This window comes from Nocardia sp. NPDC005998 (assembly GCF_040614395.1).
GTDB lineage: Bacteria > Actinomycetota > Actinomycetes > Mycobacteriales > Mycobacteriaceae > Nocardia.
The window spans coordinates 91,634-115,927 of the sequence record NZ_JBEXUI010000026.1 but is presented as its reverse complement, the minus strand read 5'-3'; the positions used below and the strand labels follow the sequence as shown (position 1 = coordinate 115,927).

Sequence of the window (24,294 nt, the reverse complement as noted above, 5' to 3'; positions counted from 1 at the left end):
TATTCGCGCGGCTTGGCCCAGATCGGCAATCATGCCAGCGAGCACAACCTGCGGTCCATCGCGGGGTCCTACGGAATTAAAAAGCCGAAGAACGTAAGTGGACTGCGTAGCTGGGATTTCACACCGCAGGGCTCGACCATATACGGCCAATCGTCCACGCATGTCGCAGCATTTATCGCGCTCGAGGCATCTTATAAAAAGTCGAGCAAGGGTCCGTCGGTGCTGTTCCATTACGGAATGCGGTGGGAGATCAGTGACAACGAGAGCCCGGATGGCCTACCGTCGGTGCATCCGGCGGACAAGGTCTGGCATGCGTTCGAGGGGGATGCGTCCGAACGGCTTCCGGTTATGATCCCGAAATTCCTGGCCGACAGCACCGAAACGCCGCGGGTAAACCCGAAGAATCGCGCCACCATCCCTCCATCGTTCCATCCCGATAAGGACGACACGGTTCCCTCCTTGCAGGAGCACCCCCAATTCGCGCCGCTGAGCATTCCGAACCACGACCAAATTCTCCTCCATGCCGTAGCCGGCTACCGGGCCCTTCTCGCCGGCATCTCGGAACGTTCCGCCCGCGACTTTGTGAATTTCTTCAAGGAAGAAAATATTGTCGGCAACATACCTCTGATGCGGCGCGGCGGTGCGTGGATTTCCCCGTCCTGGAAAACCGAGTCGAAAGAATCGCTGGGCTTCTTCCTGATCCAGGCCGACTTCGAGGGCGGTGAGGAGCTCACCGGCCCCATACACGAAAAATTCGGCCTGGAAACCTATACGAAGCGGGAATTGGGGGTGCAAGGGAGGTCCAGGATCACCGATGAACTCGGTTTTCACCCCGCGGTCAGCGCCACCTTCGGCGCCGGCGATGCCTTCGAGGACACCGGGTATCCGCGCCAAGGCGGCCAGATCACCGGCCGTGGCGGAGCATCTCATCAGACCACGCAGTCCCTGAGCTACGGCAGAAAATCCCACACGGGCCGCTCGCTGCGTCTACATGACGACCTGCTGCACACCACACCCCGCATGAAACTCCGTATCACCCTGATCCGCGACGGCGAAAGATTCGGGCCGGAAGAGGGGACACCGCTGGCCAACGAACGGAATTCATATCCGGTCAATATGCTGGTGCCGTCGAAGGAGGCCCTCGGCTACAAACCGAAACCGGATCAGGTTCGGTACCTGCCCACGAACGTCCTGCATCTGCGGCAACTCGGCCTCGACACCACCCCGACCGGGGTCATCGGCACCGACCCGCTCTTCGATGTGGCCGAGAAGTTCCTGTCCGACCACGGTTTCTTCTCGAGCAAACACGATGACCCGGGCGCGCTGGACATGATCGACCGTAAGCAGGAACTCGCGGATGCGCGCGACAACAATATCGGCGCATTCGAGCGGATGCGTTCACAGTTCGACTTGAGTTCGGCGTTACAGGAGATGAGCGATGGCGAAGTAGACGAGACGACGGGGAAGATCGAAGGAGGTTCTATCACCTGGTTCGAAAAGCCCAACCGGTTCGGTACCGAGAAGATTTCGGTCCAGCTCGTCGCGAAACGGCACTGCGATTCGGAGGACGATCCGCACGAGGGAGTTACGCACGATTGGACGTATCCCAAGGGTCAGACCCAGAATGTGGCGGGCATCGTACTGTCCGGTGGTACGCAGTCCGGCAGGACTTCGGTGTGGATCAATCCGAGTGGCGGTTTCAATGCCGCGTTCAACAACCCGTTCGACGTGAATGGTAGCCAACTGATAGCGGGTGTCACCCCGAGCTACATTCATTCGTACCATCGAGCGGCGGATAAATCATTCGGTTTCGAGACCGGCGGGACCAATATGATCATCAGCTCCGCCGACGAAGGGACGCAGACATTCTCCGCCCCCGTCAAATATTGGATGAAGATCACCTATGATCACGGCGACGATCTAGGTCCGCAGAGCACCGCCGGTTACGTTCGGCTGAATCTCCCCACCTATCGCACGCTGGCCGAGAAGCCCGCCGACTCATCCGCGCCGCCGCCGGCCACCATTCGCGAAGTCACGCCCGAGGACATCAAACAGCTCACCCACCCGGATTGGGTAATTCCCGAGCAGGCCATCGTCGTCGACGGCGGAACCAGCACGAGAGTACGCCGGGCCACCCTCGCACTCATCGACGGAACCGCGTCCGACCTCACAAATCCCCATACCGGCACCGAGGGGTCTCGCCCGGACGGCGAGGGTTCTCGGGCAGCGGCGGAAGGTTCCCGCACCGAGGCCGAGCGTCCCCGCCATGAGACCGAGGATTCTCGCCTGGACGCTGACGGTACGATTCCCGGCGCATTCCCCGATGAAGAGCCCGTGCTGCCACGCTGGAACACACCTCCGGCAGCGCCGCCGCAGGAGACCGAGTCGCCGTCGTCCGATTCGCCGATGCCGGATCCACCCACCGTGGTCCTGTGGGATCCGTCAGGTGTGCTGCGCAGTGCACAAATCGATACCGATACCGATACCGATACCGATACCGATACCGATACCGCACCCCATCCTCGGACGATGCCGGGCGAATTCCCCGCCGACCCCGAGGAGCAGCAGGAGCCGGCGCCGGTGCCGCACCGGCCGATCCCGCCGCGCCGGACGGATACGTCGGCCTCCGACGTCCCCACTATCGTCGTGACGGATCCGTCCGGCATGCTCCACGATGCGCCCGCTGACCCCGCACCAGGCCCGGAACCCGAGATCGGCTGGGTCGAGTGGGGGCTGGACAAGCTCACCGCCGGCGGCAAATGGTTGTGGGAACATTCCTTCGGGGAGCCCGTGACGAACCCGGAGTCGCTGTCCTATCAAGTCATTCACACTGCCTTGTCGTCGCACGCCATGCTGGCCTCGCTGGTGCAGACTTCCCGGCAATCCGACAACATCCAGGGTATCGGCACCGCCGGCGTCATCGCCGGCACCGATTACAACATCCGTCTCGATTCCTATTTCCGGAACTTGAAGGTGCTGCCGGTAACAGTGAATATCAACTCCGAGAACTGGAACCCCTCCAACAACAACGCGGCCCAGAGCAATGCCACCGCGCACAGCGATCTGCTCGGCATCAGCCTGACCCACCGCCTGGGCAACAAGGCCGACTTAAGCTACATCCCCGGCGAGACCTTCCAGCACACCTATTCCAGGTCACAACACTCCAGTTCCGCCGAGACGATCGGCAGCAATCGGGTCACCACGAACTCGGGAACCCCGGCCTATGAATTCACCGCGGACGTGGTTCGTGTCGTCACCGTCGAGAGCGGCACCCAGCACTTCGTCATCAGTGTGGCGAAGGACCTCACCAAGAGTGCGGCGAGGGAATTTACCGCGCTGGTGGAGCGACTCGGCGGCAAGGTCCTGGGTCGACCACGCGAGGCGCCTGTTGGATTGGGCGAGATGCCGGGTGAACTCGGTGAGGTGCGGGGTGAATCCGGCAGTGGCAACAACCTCGTCGTCATCAGTATGGCCAAGGAACTCACCAAGAGTGCGGTGCGGGAATTTACCGCGCTGGTGGAGCGACTCGGCGGCAAGGTGCTGGGTGAACCCGGCAAGGTGGCGGGAGAACCCCGCAGTGGTAACAGCCTCGCCGTCGAGGAATCCGGCGTGGTGCGATTCCTGTTGTACGACAAGGATTTACATCTGCATCCCGAACTGGCCCGACTCGTCGAGGCCGCCGGGCACAAAATCCCCAAGCGGAAGAAAGCCGACCTGTTCCCGCCCAGCGCTTACGTTCAGAGCGGCGGCGCTATTTCCCTCGGCACCGTGCTCGCCGCCAACCTCGAGGGCGGCCGCAACGCTTTCCGGAAGCAGGCCATGGACCTCGTGGAGTCGGTGACGCCCCGTTTCGCGAGTCCCGGGTCGCCCGAACTTTTCCGCGGGGTGCTGGAGCAGATCGAGAAACACACGTCCACTTTCGGTGTGCGTACCCTGCCGAATGCCGGGCCCGGCGGCAGCGCATTCTATTACGACGACTGGTCGCCCTTGCTCGGTCCACGCCGGGTCACAGTGAAATTCAGCGCGATTCCCCATCCCAAGGCGAATCTCGGCAAGATTCGTGGCTGGCGAGCCCCCAAGGGCGTCGCGATCGAGAACACCTTCCTGGTCACCTCGGCCGACGGCAATGCGCACGGTGGCCGCGTCACGGCGGTGAGCACGAGTCGTGGCGGAGACGACCAGTGGAGCTTCAACCCCAGTTTTCAGATCAACGGTGTACGCCCCACCGTCAGCCTCGCCAGGCGGGGTGCCGGCACCGCCACCGAAACCCACGACTCCCAGCGCGATGACGACACCTGGATGCGCGGCGAGGACACCGCCTTCTTCGGCATTCCGTACCTGTACAGGGTCGAGGTCAGCTGGCAGCGCTTGAACATGTCACAGGCGACGTACCCGTTGAACCTCGCCCGATACACGGGTGGGGTCCTGGTGGGATCCGTGGTGGGAGCCCTGCTGGGAAAGGATATTTCAGGGTTGTGGCGGCAGTCCTACACCGAATCGCGGACCGTGAACTCCACGAACTTCATCCAGTTCCACGCCGCCGACACGAGAACCGCCACCGACAACGCCGCCGCCACCCGCGTCGCGCCCGACATCTACAGGTCCGATCCGTCGATCCGGCGCCCGGCCCCGCCCGCGGGCAGCGTGGGCATCGAGATGGAGGTACCGCGCGAGGTTCGCAATCTGCTGATGAAGCCCTGGGTGCCGACGAGGCCCATCCAGGTCTACTGGTTCGATGGTTTCGAGCGCCTCGGCCGCGCGCTGCGTGCGGTCGCTCCGGGCATCGAGGCGAGCAGCCGGAACCATTCCTTCGAGACCATGATTCTCGCCCTGAACACGCTGGCCCAGCGAAAGCGATCGAAGGTTCTCGGTCCGGCATCCATATCGGCCTTCCTCAACAGCGTCGACGCGTCGACCGGTAATCTGCCGACGCCCGTGCCGCACGCCGGCGGCCGGAAGGTCACCGGCGTCACCGCCGAGTTGACCTTCTACTCGCTCGTGATCGAAAACACGACCGACAAACTCGCAAATGATGGCTTGCTGGTTACGGCCGACAATTTCAAGATCGAAGCTGACCGCACCGTCACCTTCATGCCCACCCTCGGCGTGAGCATCCCGACCGTCTCGGACGCCAGTAACCGTGGCGCACCGTCCGGCTGGCCCCTGGGTGGCGGTGCCGGGGGCTACGGGTCGGGCCGGAGTACGGGCAGCCAGCGCCGTAACCTCATGCGCTACGGCCCGGGTGGGGACAACCATCGCGTCTGGACCATCATGCTGATCAAGCTCATCGGCCCCAAGGGCACACTCTGGGTGCTCGGCAACGCCCTCGCGCGCACCACCGATTCGCTGGTGAAACCCATTGTCGTCAGCGCGGATTCAACAGCTACCGACAAGACCGCACCCGAACCGCAGCCGGGCACCGAAAAGCCTCGGCGGAAGCGGCGTACCAAGAAGTCTCAGCCGAAGCAGGGTACGGAGGAAGCTCAGCAGGACCGGGGTACGGAAGAGTCCCAGCCGAAAGAGCGCGGCGAGGAGTCCCGGCCCGAGAAGAGCGCCGAGGAATCCCAGCGCAAGGAGAGCACTGAGAAGGCTCAGCCAAAGAAGAGCACCGGGGAGTCCGAGCCCAAGGAGAGCGCTGAGGAGTCCGAGCCCAAGGACAGCGCGGAGGATTCTGGGCTCAAGGAGAGCGCTGAGGAGTCCCAGCCGAAGAAGAGCGGTAAGGAGTCCCAGCCCAAGGACAGCGTGGCGGAGCCTCAGCCGAAGGCGAGTACAGAGGAGTCTCAGCCGGAAGAGAGCACCGGCGAGCGTCAGCTGGAGCAGGGTGACGAGAGGGCCGAAGCGGAGCGGGGCATGGAGGGCGCTGAGCCGGAGCGGGGTACGGAGAAGGCTCAGCAGGAACCGGGCACCGAGGAATCGCAGTCGACGCAGGGTACCGACGGGACTCAGCTGGAGCGGGACGCCGATGCCGACACTGATCATGATGTCGCACTGGACAATTCGGTCGAGCGGACACAGCAGGCCGTGCAGGATGAGACGTCTGCCGGCGACCAGCGCACCCCGGGAGAAGCGCTCCCCGAGCCCGAGCGACAGGTCTCGCCGACACTCGAGCCGATCACCGAATTCGATGCGGCACTTGACTATTGGATGATTCGAGCCGACGAACTCCGGATCGGGCCGGGATACAACACGGAGTCCGACGGGCGGACCATCAAGGACTACTCCGAATATGGGGCGCCGTTCGTCGAGACCCCGTTCGAGACCGGTCACCCGGGCATCGACGACAGGACGTGGTTCTCCGCGCCTCTCGACTCCGACTGCATGTTCCATATACTGCACGCCATCTTGTTCCCCGGTCGGCATTATGCGGGTGCGGAGCTGGCCCGCCGGATTCAGGGACTGCGGATCGGGATCGCCGAAAGAATGCATGGAAATTTCGACAGTATATCGAGATTCGATATAACGGAAGAAAATATCAACGCTCTCCGGAGCCTGCAAGTATACGGACGTAATCCGGCGGAGGATTTTGTCATGTATGTTGCGGCAGAACTATTCGATTGTCCGCTGACGGTATATTTCATAACATCTCGGAAAATAGACACATCCGAATTCAAGGCGGTTACCCGCCGTCATCCGCCGAGGGCAATCCTCGTTTCTGGCGAGCACTACTACCTCGCGGCCGAGGTCGAGACGGCTGAGGCGCCGCCCACGCACGAGCCGCGGCGCGAACAGGCCTCCACCGCGGACCAGCGTGACCCCCCAGCGCTGCTCGAGGATGATTCCCCGGAGGATCCGAGCGAACCCAGGCCGTTGCTGCAAGGCGGATCTTCCGACGACGGCCTGAGTGAACCCCGCCCGTTGCTGCGGGACGACTCGTCCGACGAGGATCTCGGCGATACCGGTCCAGTGGCGCGGGGCGATTCCTCCGACGGCGGCCGGGCAGAGCAGGAAATGCTCGATGCCCTGGCGCGGGAGCAAGGCGCCACCCCACCTGAACTGGAACCGTCCGCGCCACCGCAGACGCCGATCGCCGGCTCGGACGACGAACTCGCGCAACACCATTCGCTGCCGGAGCCTGCGCAAACGGCGGCCTCGGACGCGCGGCCCGCGGTGCCGCCGCGGAACCACCGGCCGGGCTCCGCACTGTCGCGGGCCAACCGGGAATTCGCGGATATATTCGACCGCCCGCGCACACTGGACGAGTTGTACAACGAGCTGCGGCCGCGTTGGCCGGATGTGTCTTACGACGATCTAATGGAATTGCGCACACACACCTACGTGCGCAACGGGGTGCTACCGCCCACGGTCTCGCGGGAAAATCTGGACGCTTTCCTGCGGACTCTGTGGGACGATCGCGAGTCGATTCAGAATGCGTACGATATTTACGAAGCGTATCTGGATCTGGGAGCGGGGGAGCGGCCCGGGGATCCGCGCGCTTTCCGTGACGAGATGGCGCGGATTCTCGCGCAACGTAGGCCCGGACCGGCGCAGCAGGCTGCTGTGGAGGAGCTCGGCGTGCTCACGCCCGACAACGCCGACAGTTGGGTCCCCGAAGATATTTCGGGCGTGAGTTTCGCCCGGCAGAACGTGCTCGACGATGTGCCGATCGAGGGCACCGGATTCAAGCTTTACGTGAATACCTTCGGTGACGCGCGGTCCACGGTAGCCGAGCACCTCGTCCTCGGCGTCCTCGACGACCACGCCGGCTTGCCGGGGGTCGGCGAGGTGAAGGTGTTCGGCTCGGGGGAGGCGCGGTCGGGCAGCATCGTGGTCCACCTCAGCAATCCGGCGGCGGTGCGCCGGGTGGCGGCGTGGCTGCGGGAATTCCAGGGGTCGCACGCCGCGATGTTCCGGTGGGGCGTGCCGCCGGGAACCGAGCAGGTCGCCGCCGGTGTCGCCTTCGGCGCCGAAACGACGTCGGGCAGTTCCGGTGTGACCCGGGCCTTCGCGATATTCGCCGCACTCGACATCTACCGCCACGGCACGTTCGAGGACTTCGCCACCGAGGTGCGGCATCAGCTCCGCATCCGCGGCATCGACCCCGAAGAAGTACACCTGAACCTGCTCACCTCCGAAACCGACGAGCAGCAGTCCGACGTCGAATCACCCTCGGAGCGCGCGGAACGACGGGGCCGCGACCAGCACCGCGCCTCGGACCCGAGCGAGCAGCCGCGCCGCGAGCAGGAGGAGCCGCGCGACGTCGCCGTGGTGGACGACTCCGCCACCATGGCTCGGGTGGAGGAATGGCGCCGAAACGTGCTCGCGGAGCAGCAGTTCGGCGAGACATCACGCGACGACGCGGAGCACTGGAGCGATCCGGCGGACGCACCTCGGGGCCCACCCGCGAGCATCGTCCGGCCGTCCTCACCCACGGGCACCGCGGAGTCCACCGGGACCGTCCGGCACGCACCGCCGTCTCCTCAGGAACCGATCGGCACCACCGAAACCGAACATCAGGAATCGTCTACGCCGCCACGGTCGCAGACACCGATCGACGTGGACTTCATCCAGCACCAGCGCGACGCCGAGCGGTTGTCCGACCGCTTCAGCCCGCTCGATCGTCACCGTGATACCCGCGGGTCCGCCTCGACCACAACCCATTTGCCGTCAGCTTCGCGTTCCGACGACGGGTCGTCGGCCCACCGCTCCGATGCGGACCACGCCGCACGATCCCACGAGCCATCGCTGCCCGAATCTGAGCAGGCCGAAGCGGAGCGCACCTCGTCAGCCGGTCCGGGGCGGCCGCTCCGGCTGGGCGACATTCGGTCCGCACTGCGAATCGATGACGACTCGGTGCACGGCAGTGACGTCGATTCGGATCGTGAGCGGAAGTCCGGGACCGAACCGCTGAACCGGCCGCGTGGTGCGTTCGTTCCCTTCACGATTCCGCCTCGGAACAGTTCGCTGCGGCCAGTGCGAGAGGCCGAGACTTCCGAGCAGGCTCCGCTTCCCGAGAAGCCCATTGATATCCCCGGCCGCCACAAGTCCATTCCGGACCAGCGGGATCGGGATGATCCGTTCCGGCAGAACCGTTTTCCCGTCAGGAGCATGCACAACCGGGCCGACGGAACAGTTGTGCGCACCGGGCTGCCCGATACGTTCGATCTGTCGGTGCCGACCCCGGAAACGCAACGATTCCGGCCGAAGCAGCCGTCCGGCAGCCGGGAAACGCGGGCGCGGCCGCGCGGCGCGCGCCGGTCGGCGACCACGCAGGACTCCACGGCGCAGCAGGAACAAGGCGAAACATCGCGGGCGGCTTCGGAATTGGGTCCGGGCGAGATGAGCCGTCTCCCCGAGATGGCCGAGATGATCCGGCAGCCGGGGCCGTTCGAGGACGTCTCCGACCTCGTCTACGATGCGCCCGGTCTCGTACACGCGGCACCCGGCGAGCAGATCGGCGACCACTCATACAGCGACGACGGCAGCACCATACGGCCTCAGTCTCGCAGTGGCACAACATCATCCAGGACTGAACGCCAGGATCCCGTTACCGAGGGAACTGACGGCAGTGTGGAGGTCCACCCCGGCGACACCGCGCAAGAGCGACGTTCGCGGCGAGCGCGTGCGCTGCAACGCCTGCGGCGCTTCACCTCTCGTCTGCGCGGCCGCGGCGTACCCGGCGACGAGACGACCTCGCCGGACACGCAGCGCATACCCACCGCGTCGGCCGAGCGCGCTCCAAGCCGTGGCATCCGGTCCGTATTCCAGCGGTTCGCGCGCCAAACCGGCAGCAGTACAACAACTCCCACCGCGTACACGGTTGCCGCGCCAGATGGCGATGGCGGGACCGGTTCCCGTACGGGCGTCGGCCTCAACCGTGGTGCCGGTGTCGGTACGGGCGTCGGCCGCACCCGCGGTGGCGGTGCCGGCGCCGGTACAGCTGTCGGCCGCACCCGCGGCGCCGGTACGGCCGTTCCCCCCGACCGTGGTGCCGGTGCCCGCACTGCCGTTGCCCCCAACCGTGCAGCCGCTTCTGGTGCCCGCACAGCTGTCGCGCCTGGCCGCGGCGACGGCAGCAGCATCCACACGACCGTCTTCAGTCGGCCGTATGCGACAGCTCGCCGTGCCGAGCCCGACGACCACCAGTGCCTCGTCCGGGCGCTCACCGGAATCGGCAACAGGTTCGCGCGTCGCGGCATCACAAGCAGTGCGATCCGACTCCGCGCGATCACGGGACCCGAAACCGGCGGAAACACCCTGTGGCGTCGCGGGCGCGCGGCGCTGCCGGGCTATTCGAAGCGGCAAGCCGAGAAGGCCGCCGGCGGCAAGCTCCGCGGATACGCCGGCGAGGACCAAATCGCCCAGCAGCTACAGCTGCTCGGCCCGGGCGCGCAGGCCCTGGTCGTCCACGCACACCCGGACGTCAACGCGAACGGTATTGGCGCACATGCTTATCGGATGGTCAACGACGATGGCATCATCGTCGTCCGCGACTACATACCCGACGCCGGCGGCCACACCAGCAGATGGCCCGGGCGCCGCGACTCCGCTGGCCTGTTCGCCGTTCTCTACACCCCGACCGGCGCCACGTCCCGCCCGATCCGCCTGGGCGTCGAACCGGCTCGCCCGCTGCGCCCGCGCGATGTGCGGCGCCCGAAGTTTCCCCGCGGCATCCGCATCGGTGCGCCATCCGACGACCAAGCCACCGGTCCGACCGATCCCGGCTACCCTGCCGCCGACGCCACCGACCCGACCACCCGCGACGACCTCGCACGCCGTATCCACCAGAACGCCCTCCCCACGGGCACCGAGATCCACCTCTCCGACAACACGACCGCCACCATCCTGGCCAACGGCACGATCAGACTGCAGACTCCGGAAGAACCGCCGGACACCGTCTACACGCACCAATTCGTCGCCCGGCTGAACGCTCTCGACATCTCCGATGTCACCGTCCACACGCCCGCCCCTCGTTACTGGAGCGACGACTCTCATTCGCCTGTCGCAGCCCTCATTCATGCACTCGGTAAAGACCGGCAGTTGTACGACGACCTGGCCGATCACCTCGAACGGCACAGTGACTACTACAGCCGGCATATCACCAGCGATCAGCTCGATGGCGAACAAGCTTACGAGGCCGCGCGCCGCGAGCAATTCATGACCGACTACGGTAACGGCTTCTTCGGACCCGAGGAGTTCAGGTCTGAAGAAATCCGTGTCGAGCAGTTCCGCGCCGATATCGCTCGCGCACCCGCCCGCGAGCTGGATCAGGAAATTCGGGAACTCCGCGAAGGCCGCACTATGGGCAGCCGTTCCACCAAATACCCCGGCCTTCCCCTCGTGTTCCACGCCGCTATCGATCACATAAATCCCAATCTCGTCATCATGCAACCCGGAGGCACCCGGTACGCCTTCATCAATAGCCCTGCCGTTGACGCCACGGTCCATTATCTCCGTCGACGCCCCGATGGCGACACCTATGAACATGGGCGCACGTCCATCGACACCCCGTACACGACAAAAATCCCCGGCCCCAAACTCACTGCCCTGCAGAAAACTGTCCTCGTGCACTTCGCCGCCGGGTACGAAACCAATGGTGCTATCGCCCGTCAAATACAACAAGGCAGCAGCGAGAAGTCGATAAAAGATGCGATGAGCGGCGGTAGGAACGGCGTATTCGACAAGCTCGGATTCTCCGACCGCGCGTCCGCCCTGGCCGAAGCCCGCCGGCTGCGCCTGATTGATGAGGAGGCCGTAGCAGCGGCCCGTCAGCAGCGTCTACTCGCTGAAGCCGACGCTGCCGCACACTCGGTACCTGCGGCTGTCAGGTTGAATGATATGGAGCGAAAGGTGCTCTTGGCTTTCCGGGCAGGCTGCACCGCTAATGATGAGGTTATCCGCCACCTCGGCGAGCACGGCTCTCCGCCCGGCCTGCCTGCGGTAAAGAGGGCAAGACTCGTGCTGTTCAAGAAGTTCGGAATCGGAACCGTGCGCGGGGCGTCTGCGAAAACCAGGTGCGAGAACGTAGTGGCCAAGGCACTCGAGCTGGCCGGCCAGGGCCTGCTCGACCAGGAAACCACCGCCGCACTCACCACAGCGGCAGTGCGGGCCCCCGGCGACGGCAGCGGGCACGCTCACACCACCGGTTCAGCCGGTACCTCGGGTGTTCGTCCCTCGCAGTGCGCGCCCGGCGCCATGCGTTATGTCGCTGCCAGACTCCCCGCCGCCCCGATTACTCCGCCGGCCGAGAATGCTGTCGGCCTCGGTGGAATGAGCGCCGAGGAGTTCAACCGTCATGCCGGTGGCCAGTTGCGAACCTTCTCCAGTCACGCCGAGATCGCGGACGTACTCGGCCGATTCGGGGTTTACGCCTTGGTTGTCGATGCCCGCAGTGGTCCGGTCGACGAACACGGAATCGGCGCGCACACCACGGTTTTCGAGATGCACGACGGCGTTGTCGGCGGGTACGACCCGGAGACCGGACGCCACTATCCGCTCGCGGAACATCCCACCGATGGTCTCCGCGCGATCACCGCCATCATCTATGCCGCGGACGGCTCCGAGTACGTCCCCGCCGATCGTGACGCTGACGGTGCCGAGGTCCTCGGCGCTGTCGGAATCGGCGCGGATCGCCCGAGCGCCGACGACAGCTCCGGCGCGCCGGCCGATGACGATGACATGGTTGATCCGCTGCGGCCGCCCGCTGGGTTCGATGATCCCGGCACCGTCGGGCGGTTGACGGATCTGTTGCGGGAGCAGGGAATCCTGTCCGCATCGACGGCGCCGACCGCGGCGCACATCGATCAGCTGCTGACCGATTTCCATGCCGGGGTAGCCGGCACGGTGACTCCGTTGCACCATGCCCTGCTGCTCGACGTGCTCGACAGTTTCGAGGGCCGGCCGCTCACGGTCGACCAGGTCCGTGCCGAATATCAGCAGTTCTGCACCCGCACTGCCGCGACTCTCGGCGATCGGACGGTGACGATCGGTGAGCTGCCTGCCGAGTTCAATCGGCTCACCGGCTCGGGGGCCGTGCTTCCGGCTCGGTTGCTCATCGCCGGTGCCGGGCGTGCGGGTCTGCGTGAGGTGAGTGAGCGGATGGCGGCGGAGCTGCTGCCGAGATTGCGTGCTGCTGACGCGGCCTTGGTGCACGAGATTCCGCGTGAGATGAATTTCGCCTGGTTCGGTGGCGAACTCAGTCCGACGGCACTGGCGAATATCAAGGCGTGGGTGCGGTCCGCAGGGGATTCGGACTGGACTTTCACGTTCTGGACCCAGGGTGGTTACGACAGGGTTCGCGCGCAGCTGGAGCGGGACCCGGAAATCCAGTCTGCCGCAGGCAAATTCGTGATCCGCGATGATCTACGCGAGTTGGTCGCCGAGGTGGGCAGCCGGGAATTGGTTGCTATCTACGACTTCAGCCTGCAGGCAGGGGCTTTCAATCTGGCCTCGGACATCGGCCGGTATGCGGTGCTGGTGTCGCGCGGTGGCGTGCACGCGGATGTGGATCTGGCTCCCGGTGCGGTGCGGCTGGCGGATCTGGAGCCGATGTTCCTGCACGAGGACGATGTTCCGGTGCTCGGCCCGGGGTTGCGCGACGCGGAGGACCTCGAGGATGAGGTGTTGCAGCACCTGCCCACCAAGGCGGAGAAGATGCGGGCCTCGGTCGAGAACAAGTACCGGCGGGGGAACCTGGGCAACCATTTCATTGTGGCGCCGTCCAATTCCCGGTATCTGTCGGATCTGATGACGGCGATCCCGGGGCGTTTCGTCGGTCGGTACGACGACGCCGACCGCGCCGTGATCCAGGCCGACCGCGCGGAGCTCGAGGAAATGTTGAGCGGGCTGGCCGAGCGCGAACCGGCGGACACCGTGCTGGGGCGGGAGTACCGGAGCTTGCTGGAGTCGCTGCAGATCAATGGCATCGAGGCGATCCCGGCCGCGGTGCCGCGCCTGCATCGACTGGCTACGCTGCGCGGCGTGTTGCCGCCGCGGTTGGCCAAGGCTGCTCCCGGTGTCAGTGGTCCGCTGCTGATGCAGTCCGGTGGGGGAGAGCCCGTGCACGGCTCGATCGAGAGCTACGCCCTGCGGGTGTTCGGGCTGGCGTCGATGGCCGACGCGGACTTTACCGCCGCGTTGGATCCGGCGATTCTGGCGGCGTTCAAACCGCTGGAATGGCTGACCGAGGAGAGCGAGGCGCAGCTGGGCGGCCCGAGCATACTTGTTTTTCCGGGGTGGGCTCCGGTGCCGGTGCCGGTGACCGCTGCGTCCACGTCAGCGACTGCTGCAGCGGCGCCCGCGCTCGTGCACGATCAGCGGCGGGAGGCAGCCCGGCTGCTGTTCACCGGTGAGTTCACCGGCCCGCTGGACATGGCACGGCAGCTGGGCCGCGACGGGGTCGTCACGCTGCGTGATGTGTTGTCGGCGACTGACGATCCGGTAGCACAGGTGGCGGCCGCGGCATTGACCCAGGTCCTGCAGGCCGCCGATCCGGAGCAGGCATTCACCGAATTGCGTGCACTGCATTGGGCTCCGAGCCAGGCCCAGTTGCAGGCGCTGGCCACGGCCGGGCTGGAACCGGCCATCGTCGAGTCCACCGGCGATAGTCTGTTCGAATCGTTCGTTCTCGCCTCGGGCAGTGTGAAGGATTCTTCGACGGTGCGCGCTGAGGCCATCGATCACATCGCGGCGCACCGGGAGGCTTTCTTCGCGCTCTACCATCCGGCGGGCGTCGCCGAGGGGGATCGGGCGGCGCGGTTCGAGGAGGACTTGGAGCAGTTGCGTGCCTCCGGTGCGTATCAGAACGACCTGGCCGATCTGTTGCCCCGGGCGATCATGGAATCACAGCACACCACGATCGCGATCCTCGATGACCGGTCGCTGGCGCCGATCGGCGATCCCGACACCGCGAGTGCGGTGCTGGTGCGCGTCGACGACGGGGGCGGCCACTATCACGCGGGCGTGCGCCCGGCGGTCGCCGATCCCGGCGAGCAGTCCGGCCCGCACCACACCGAGCGCGAGCAGCAGACGTCGGCGGCCACCGCCCGGCGGTCCGGCCCGGCGGTGTGGCAGCCGATGGGTGAGGTCGATAATCCGCTGTTCTCGACCTTGGCCGCGCTGTTCGATGTCGAGTCCCCGCAGTCGATGCGGGCGATGTTGGCCGCCGAACTCGAGGAGCATCTCGAGCACTATCGGCAGACGATGCTGTCCGAGCGCGCGCGGGCCGAGTGGGCCACCGAGCGCACGCGCCGGCAGCGGTTCGACGCCCGCGCCGCCTCTGATGCGGAATTCGCCGCGGCGAACCAGGCCGCGGAAACCCGGCGGCGGGAAACCTTCGACGAGAATTTCCAGGAGCAGTCCACTGTCCGGCTGCGGCACGCGATCGCCGATCTGAACCACCCGCGGCGCGATCTCGAACCGAATCCCATGCTGAGCACCGACCTGACACACCGGGAACTCCTGAACCTCGCGAGCCGCCGGTTCGGTGCCGACGTCGCGCTGGAACACCCTGCCGGGCCGCCGATCCGGTCCGGGGAAGGTAACCAGCAGACCCACTACATCCGCCGCACCGCGCCCGGCCACTACGAGATCGGGCGCAATGCCGACGGATCGCCGTTCGCGACCTTGCGCGGGGATGACGTCGTGCCGCCGCATCAGGTCGGCCCCAGGGACGACATCGACGCCGAGCAGCTCGCGATTCGGGAGCTGACACCGGACGAGAACGAGGCACTGTTCGAGTACGCCGAGATCCAGCGGATCGTGCACAGCCGGTTCCGCTCGTTCTCGGGCATCGACGAGGATGAGGTCTTCCGCCTCGCCGAACGAATGAGACCGAACCTTCGCAGCGACCTCTCCAGCGCGGCGGAAGCACTCGGCACGACCCCGCTACAGGCCGTGGGATGGCAGGGCCAGGCCGACAACTTGGGGATGAGCGTGCGGGACGTCGCACATCAGGAGCTCGACACCCGCACGGATATGGAGTTGTTCGGGCTCGACGTCCCCGCACCGGAGGCGACCCCGGCCCGCGCGCAGACCCCCGACCTCCGGGAATTGACGGAGGCGGAGAGCCGGGCGCTGCGCGAATTCGCCAGGATCAGCAATGCGATATATTCCGCGGACCCTTGGGACAGCGTGGAGTTCGCCCGGCAACTGCGGCCAGAATTACAGGATCATTTCGACAGCGCGGTAACAGCGCTTCGGGTGACTCCCGAATTGGCCCTCGATTTGCGGCTCGCGGCCGCCGACCGCCAGGACACCGAACCCGGTGTCCGAGTGGAGGACATCAGGCGCCGGATCACCGTGGCCCAGGAACAGCGGGAGGACGACACCGAGGCGCTCGCACCGGTCTGGGAGTCGTCACCGCGGGATGGGAACCATCTGCTGGAGGTGTTCGCACAGTCCACCGGCCACACGACGCCGGACCGGACACGTGCCACGCTCGCCCAGCGCATGGAAGCGCACCTCGAGGACTACGTCGACTTGCTCCCCTCCTTCACCCCCGCGGGGCGGAAAGAGCAGAGTATCGAGGAGTTCCGCCGCGCCCGGTCGGTGACCGAATTCGAGATGGACCGCCGGCGCCGCGCCCGTCGAGCCGGCGAACTCATTGCCAGCGGCGAACTCTCATTCGACGAGCATATGAGCAGGACCGCAGCGGAGAATGCGGCGGAAACGCACCGTCGTGCGCCATTCGAGGAATCCGTTCGGCAGTTCGATGAATCGGTTCGCCGACGTGCGATGGACCGGCTGGGGTACCTGCTCGACACCGTGCGCGACTCGCGCAGGCCCACGGACCATCTGATGAGTGCCGACCTGCTCCCCATCGTCGCCCGAGAACTTCAGCTCAACATTGTCGTATTGCACCCGGACGGACCTCGCGATGTCTATCACCATGGAATGCCGGGCACGTCGTTCACCCTGTTGTTCACGTCTGCGGAACATCCGGAGCATCTGCATGTGGCCAGGACCGCCGACGGCACCCTGCTCAGAATTCGCCCGGACCAGCTCGACGCCCCGGCCACGTACGAACCACCTTCCGGGCACGAGTGGCAACCGGCAGCGCACCCCCGAACCGAACTCCACGGCATCGGGCATCTCGACGAGAACGGTGTGCGCGTATTCGATTCCGGCGAGGCGGCCTCGAATTACGGCGTGACCGTGCTCGATCGCTGGCACGAACTCACCTCGCAACAGCGCCACGTGTCATGGGCCTACCGGACTTTGCCGGCTTTCAACGTGCTGCTGCGGGACGGCCGAGACAAGACGCAGGAGAATTTCGACCGAATACGCTTCGGCGCCGAGTCCGTTGCGCTGCTGACCGAACTGGTCGGACCAGGTCGGCTGTCATTGACCGAGCTGATGGAGTATTACCGATCCGGAGAAGGGGCAGTAGACCAGAAAATCCACGATCCGGATCGCGCGAGTGCAATCTGGCGGACTATCGTCTCGATCGCCGAAAGCGACATTCCGGAGTTCGCACTGGCGCAGCTGGTCGGCGACCATCACAAGTACCGGGATGGGCTGCAACCACTCTTCGAACGCTTCCTCGGCACATCGCCACAAATCGACACCCTCGAGCGCGGGGTCGGCCTGTTCGATCAAGCAACTCGACGACCACTGCCGAACACCGAGCCGATCCGGGTCGTGCGGGGCCTGGTCAGCATCGACTTCATGCGGGACAACGCCGGAAACCGGATACCACTTCTCGCTGCGGACCCGTACAGGCTCGTGGGCACCGTGCAACAGGATCCCGGCTACCTGTCCACATCGGTCGGCCATGAGCTGACCGCAATGGGGGAAGGCCGTTTCGGCTACCAACTGAATCTGACGGTGCCGCCCGGCGCCGAGGGCCTATGGATCGGCCGGCTCGACAATGAACTCGTGTTCGCGCGCGGCACTCGGTACCGCATCACCAGGGTGACCCGAGACGAAACGAACGACACGGTTATCATCGACGCCGAGATCCTGCTACCCGAACCGGAGACCGACGGCCTCGACAACCGCGGAAACACGCAGCAGGCGACAGCGCGACCGGCCGCTGGATCGAGCGTCCATGGCGCGGAACACCACACTCCCATCGCCACACCACGCATCGCCTCCGGCGCACCGGGCGCGCAGCCCACGCCGGGTGTCGGGGCGCGCGATCAGCAAGGCGAAACATCTTGGGCGGCGGCTGATTTGGGTCCGTTCGAGATGAGTCGTCCGGACGCGATGTTGGGCGGCATGATCGGGGAGCCCGGGCAGTTCGAGGATGTGGACGATCTTGTCTACGACGTGCCCGAACCAGCGGCACCCGGCGACACGCCGCCCGTCGGCGACGGTGTCGTGACGCGCCCCCAATCTCGTGACGACGCAACAACATCCACGATCGAACGCCGGGACTCCATCGCCCCGGGAACGGATGGCAGTACCGTGCGGCCCGAGCCGGACGAGGCCAGCCCCTCGACCGCAAGGGCGCCAACGCATTCCGGGTATCAACACAACACGCCGAGCTTCCCGGCAGCGGGCGAATCGACTGCGCCGCCGCGGAAGACGGCACCGCAGGAGCCGGAGCAGGCGCAGGCGCATCAGGTATTTCCGGGGTCATTGGCCCCGGTCGAGCGGCAGCAGCGTCCCGGCGGTTCGAGGTCCGGGATAAGCCGGTTGTTCCAGGGGCTCACGCGTCGGCTCCCGACGATGATGGTCAACGGCCGCCACCGCAAGGTGTTTACCGAGGACCAGCACGGACCTTCGCTCATGCGCAATCCCTATCTGCATTTGAGCGGTCGCGGTAAGAAGTGGGACGCGTGGGTCCGCCCCGAGCATCGGGTCATCCCGGCCGAAGGCCGTCGGGGAGTGGTCCCCGGTTGTGTGGTGGGCCGGTTCGGGGGCTGGCTGGGAATGCATTGGCTGCTCCACGAGTCGGCCGGGGAACGCAGACTCGACTACAACACGCTCACCACGGCGCAGCGCCAGGACGCGATCGACGTGATCGTCGGATTGTATGCCGACAGTGCGGAACAGACTGCGGCCCAGTGGGTCCGGTGGGCACAGCTGAGTCTGGGCGAAGGTGCCGTACACCGGTTCCGGCGCGAAATCGATATGCGGGACCTGCCGGCCGATGCGCTGGTGTGGATGGCCAATCTGGATAATTTGGTCAATCCGAACAATGTGGCTCACTCCAACGATTTCCGCACGCTGGCAGTGCGACGCGTCGGAGATACGGATGAGTTCCGCGTCTACGATCTCGACGATCCCAGTTCCGGTGGTATGGCCGGGCGAACCAACGCGGCGACGCTGGGCCTGCGAATGGCTGAGCTCCGCATCACCGATCTGGTCATCCGCGAGCCCGCGCGGCAGGCGGCGGCACCCGGTCGGATGACGATGGCTGGCGCGGTCGATGCCGCGCGCGACCTGTTTCCGCCGAACTATGAGGCGGCACTGGATGATTTGGCAATGCAGCCGCGCGGACTCCCGCCGGCCTTCGAGCGCATGCCGGATGATGCGGTGACACTGGACGATTCGGCGGCGCGGCCGGCCGGGCCGCCGCCCGCGCACGACCCGCCCGGCTACGCAGAGTCGAACTTGAATAGGTGCGGTCCGAATACCGCGGCGAGGTTGCGTGCGCGCACCGGAAACGAGGATGTCGGCCTGCTGGACGGGGTAGTGGGTATCGGTGGGACGCCGGAGGCGGACTTCTTGGGCGCGATACCAGGAGAGTTCCGGCGGTATCAGCAGCATGACCACATCGCCACGGAGCTGGCCGGGATCGGGGTGGGTTCGACGGCGGTGATCGTGGACGAGCACGCCAGGAATGACCGGGGCGTCGGTGCGCACACGTATCTGATGACGAATGACGAGGACGGCGTATGGATTGTCGATGAGTTCGTAGGCCCGGACGGCGTGCTGGTGGTGACGCGCAAGAGATTCCGGCCGGGGCTGCTGCCCGTGGCGGCGGGTACTTCCGCTGTGCTGTTCTCGCCCTGGTCGCCGTTGAGTGGGCCGGGTGTGGCGGTTGCGCCGCGGCGCGGGTTCGATGCGCCGCTGGGTGGGCGTTTGGTCCGCAACGAGGGCACGGTCGGGCTCGAACCTCCTGGTCCGACACCCGCAGCCAAGCGACCCACAGCGGGCGCCCTCCACACCTCACCGGAGCCGGTTGCGGACAACCTCGCCCTGAGTGGCCCCGGCGCGTACATCCTGTACGGGCCGGAGCGCGCCGCAGTCGATGGTCACCGCGAAGGCGGCGACGGCTTCGGCAGTGGGCGCGATGACGGTGTCGCGCATTCGCACGGCGGTGACAGTTCCGGACGCAGCTCGCCCGCGTCTTCGGCCAGTGCGGACGAAACCGCCAGCGACGGAAGCGAATCCGGTGATCGGTCCCGGTCGGGTGACGAGGAATCCGGACGCGGGCGCGATCGCGGCAGCAGCGCGCACTCCCGCTACGGGGGCAGCGACGACAACAGTTCGCCCGCGCCTACGCGCAGTGTCGACGAAAGCACCAGCGACGGAAGCGAATCCGGCGACGACGACCGGTCGATCAGCGACGGCGAGGCGGATGTCTTGTCCACGCTGCGCTGGATAGCGGTGGAGCACCCCGACGACCCTGCCTCGGCTGTCATGGCACGGATTATGGGTGTGCGGAACATCGATGGTGTGCACGACCAGATCAATGAGTATCTGCACCAGCAAATTCAGAGGGAGGATGAGCGGCTCCGCGCGATAGAGCAACGGTGGCGGCAGGGACGGGTCACCGCGGCGGCATGGCAAGCCGCAGTAAGGGATCGGCAGTATTTCGACGACGGGATCGCCCAGCAGCGGGAGATGCTGGAACACCCCAGGGACGCGCTCGGATCGCGGCTCATGGTCGCCAAGCACAAGTTGCTGGGCCTAGCCGCGCGGGCCTACCGAATCAACCTCACTATCGTGCACGAGAACGGTTTTCAAAACGAGCACAGTCCCGCGGGCGGCGACCCGCGTGTGTACGTGCTCTACCAGGAGGGCGATGACAAGCCGAGCCATTATGCGATCGGTGCCACCGAAGACGGCCATCTCTACGCCGAGCGGCCTTCCCACCTCGCCCCGCCGGAACTGAGCTCCGAGCACGGTCCGGTGGTGCCCGCGGAGCAGATCCCGAAGCCGCGGGTCCGGGTGCTCGCAGCGCCGCAGATCCCGCTGCTCGGTGGCGCGGCCCTCCGGAAGAAGTATCTGAAGGAACGGCGGCCGATCACGATCAGGACCGAGATCGGACCGATCGAAAACGCCCGGCCGCTCGATGAACTGCCCAAACTCGAATATCACACCCCGGTCCGATATATGACTCCCGACGAGCTCGAGGCGCATCGGTTGTTCGTCGGTCCCGGCGGCCGGTTGTTCCGGGCCGTCGACGGCCGCTGGTTCGATACCAGCAGGCTCCCCACCGAGGAGCCGTCGGAGGGCGATGGCCGTGCGATCTTCGTGATGGACGTGTTCGGTAACCTCTATGCGGGGATGAAGGTGATCGGTCTCGTCCATCATTCGTCGTTCCGCCGCGGGGGCATTGTCAGCGGCGGCGGCTCGATCGCCGTGCGTGACGGCGAACTCACCGTCATGGACAACCACACCGGTCATTACAGGACAGCCGAGGGAGTCAATGACTATGTCCTCGATACGCTCCGGGGACAGGGGCTGCGGCCCGCCAGGGACTTCGTCCGGCTCACCTTCGACAATCAGCGCCGCGATCGCTTCGGTGAACTCGACCGCCAGCGCGCCGAGGTCGAATACCGGCAGATCATGCTCGACGCCGAAAACGTGGCACTGACCCGCGAGGAGAACGCGCTCGCTGCTTCCGGTTCCCCGAACGACTCCGCTGCGCTGCGGGTGCGGCGCGAGTCGCTGGACACTCGGCAGAGTCGGTTGAGCGGCTGGCGAAACGGGCTCGAGCAGAACGTAATTCAGCCCGATCTGGGGGAGGAGCTGTTCGCCCACCCGAGCCCCGAGCGGCCTGAGGACCGGCTCGTCCCGCCCCGGGTACCGCCTGGACTGGACTCCGCACGGGCATCGGTGCACGCCGTCGGTAACTGGTGGGTCTATACCGGCAAAACCTGGTGGGACGACCTGCATTTCGACGATCTCGCGCCCGGCTACCAAGAGAGCCTGCTCGTCGATTATCCCGGCCTGCGCACCAACGATGCCGTGCCCGCGCCGGCCCGGCACACCCTCAACACCCGATACTTGCAGCTGGAAATCCACCGCCTGCATAGCCTTCCGGGGCCGCTGCCGTCGAACCAGCGCCGCCGACTGCACAACCTCAAAGCCGCATTCACCTACCTGTTCACCGCCGAGCTGGAAACCGAAGACGTCCGGCAGGCCGGTGTCGAGCGGCCGGAGGTGTATCTGCTCGGTTTCGACCAGGACGCCGCGGGCCGGCGCGGCCGAATCGTTATCGGGTTGGGGCCCATCGACACCGCGGCAACCGTGGACTGGCACATTCCGGCCGACGCGGTTCTCGGTTCGTCCGCCGACGCGATAACCCATGGGGCACAGCACCACACGAGAACCGCACGCGCACACCGAGATCGCGCCACTGTGATCTGGATCGACTCCGCCACCGGCGCACCGAAACTCGCGTCCCGGACCCGCGAACCCGACCGGGTGAGCACAGCACTCACCGACTTCACCCGCACCCATCCCGCGGCCCGGCGGATCCACGTCTTCGCCCCCGAATCAGTCGCGAAATCCGTTGCCCGACATACAGATTCCGATATCATTACCGTGCACGACCGCACCACCGCCTCCCGCGGCGCAACCGCACCCGACGGCAACGCTCGGCGGAACCGCACCACAGCGCCGGCCCTTGCCCCCGAACCGGCCAGCCGAATCGGCGGTCCCGTGCCCAGCGTCGCCGAGCAGGGTGCCGATGGCGCCGAAATCCATGGCGAGGCCCTGATCCGCGCCAGCGACCGGACCGACGACGACAACGCCGCACCACATACGGCCGGGCACCGGCCATATGCGCAGGCATTGAACGCTGTGCTGGCCGGGTCCGGCCCGATCGACTTCGCCCGCGTGCTGACCATCCTGCGCCACGCTGATGTCGCACGGGACGGGCGCCTGTTCGAGGAAGCGTTCGCGAGCGAGAACGATCTGACGCTGGTGGATGCGGTCCGGCGCGCGTTCGAACAAGAGCGGTTGTCCCAGGCGCAGGCGCGGCGGATAGCACGGTTGATCGGCCGGCAGCCGGATACCGAGTTGCCTGCCGATGCACCCGCCCCGCCCCGTGTGGCAGTCCGGCCGGGCCAGCGGCCGGAGGAACTGCCGGCCGTGCGTGCGTACGCGGCGGCGGTGGGGTGGGCGTCTACGCCGGAGATCGCGCTGGCGTTGGTGGCGCGGCTGGATCGGGATCCGCGCAAGTTGTGGGCAGTACAGGCCGCGTACCCGCACCAGGGGCACGATCTCGCCGAGGACTTGCGTAGTGTGTTTCCGGAGGAGACCGACTACGTCGATCACGTATTCGCCGAGGCGCCAACGGAATCCGCCGCGTGGGCGCCGGGTGCGGAGCCGGTGCCGGTGGAATGGGATACGGCACGGCAATGGTTCGCGCACCTCGAGTCCATGACCTTCGAGCATTGGACCGGTGACCACCCGTTGCCGCACACCTACCTCGAGAACGGGTGCGCGGATCTCGCGCACCACGTCACACTGGCCCTGATCCGGCTGGGCACCTATCCCCGCAAGATTCTGGTCAACGGTGCGGACCTGCGGATGACGCAGACCTTGCCGGACGGCACGTCCAAGGAACTGGACTGGGGTCATCACGTCGCCAACCTGGTCTACACCCGCGACCGGAATGGTCACGCCGACTGGATGGTCTGGGATCCGTCGGTCGCGCGTGAACCGGTCGGTGTAGGGGAATGGCTGGCGCCGATGCACCTCGATGCGGGCACAGCGGAACGCTTGGAGGGACCGGTCGAGCAGATCATCGAGACCTTCGAGCGACGCCGGGTCGAGGACCACGACACCGACCGCACTCAGGATCGGTGGATGGCGAAGGGCTTTCTGCGGACACCGACCGTGGTTGTCACAGACGCGCACGCGCGGGCGCTGGCTCCGGGGCGTGTGTTGCCACCTCTCCCGGGTGGAGAGGTACGCCGTTGGGAGACCTTGCGGGAACTCGACCGAGCGGTGGTGCGCGCCGACAGTGACAGTCGCCTGGTGGAGTATCTGAGCATGGTGGCGCGCCGGAACCTCGGCGGGGAGATCAGCAATGCGGTGCACGGCTATCTCCGAGCTCGCGGCGCGGACGGGAAAGCACCCGTCGATTCGTCTATTGTCACGATTCACGCGCCGGGGCGCTCTTTCCGGGCCACGGGACCGGGCGACGGATCCGCCAGGTGGTCGAGATGA

1 protein-coding gene (running past one end of the window) is annotated in these 24,294 nt (G+C 66.0%); it reads left to right on the top strand.

Annotated features, from left to right (window positions below):
* On the top strand, positions 1-24,294 hold the 3' portion of the coding sequence (locus tag ABZ293_RS28700) for a protein-glutamine glutaminase family protein (RefSeq protein WP_355185646.1). It extends 11,034 nt beyond the left edge of the window; 24,294 of the gene's 35,328 nt are visible here — the last part of the coding sequence; its start codon lies beyond the left edge, outside the window; its stop codon occupies positions 24,292-24,294.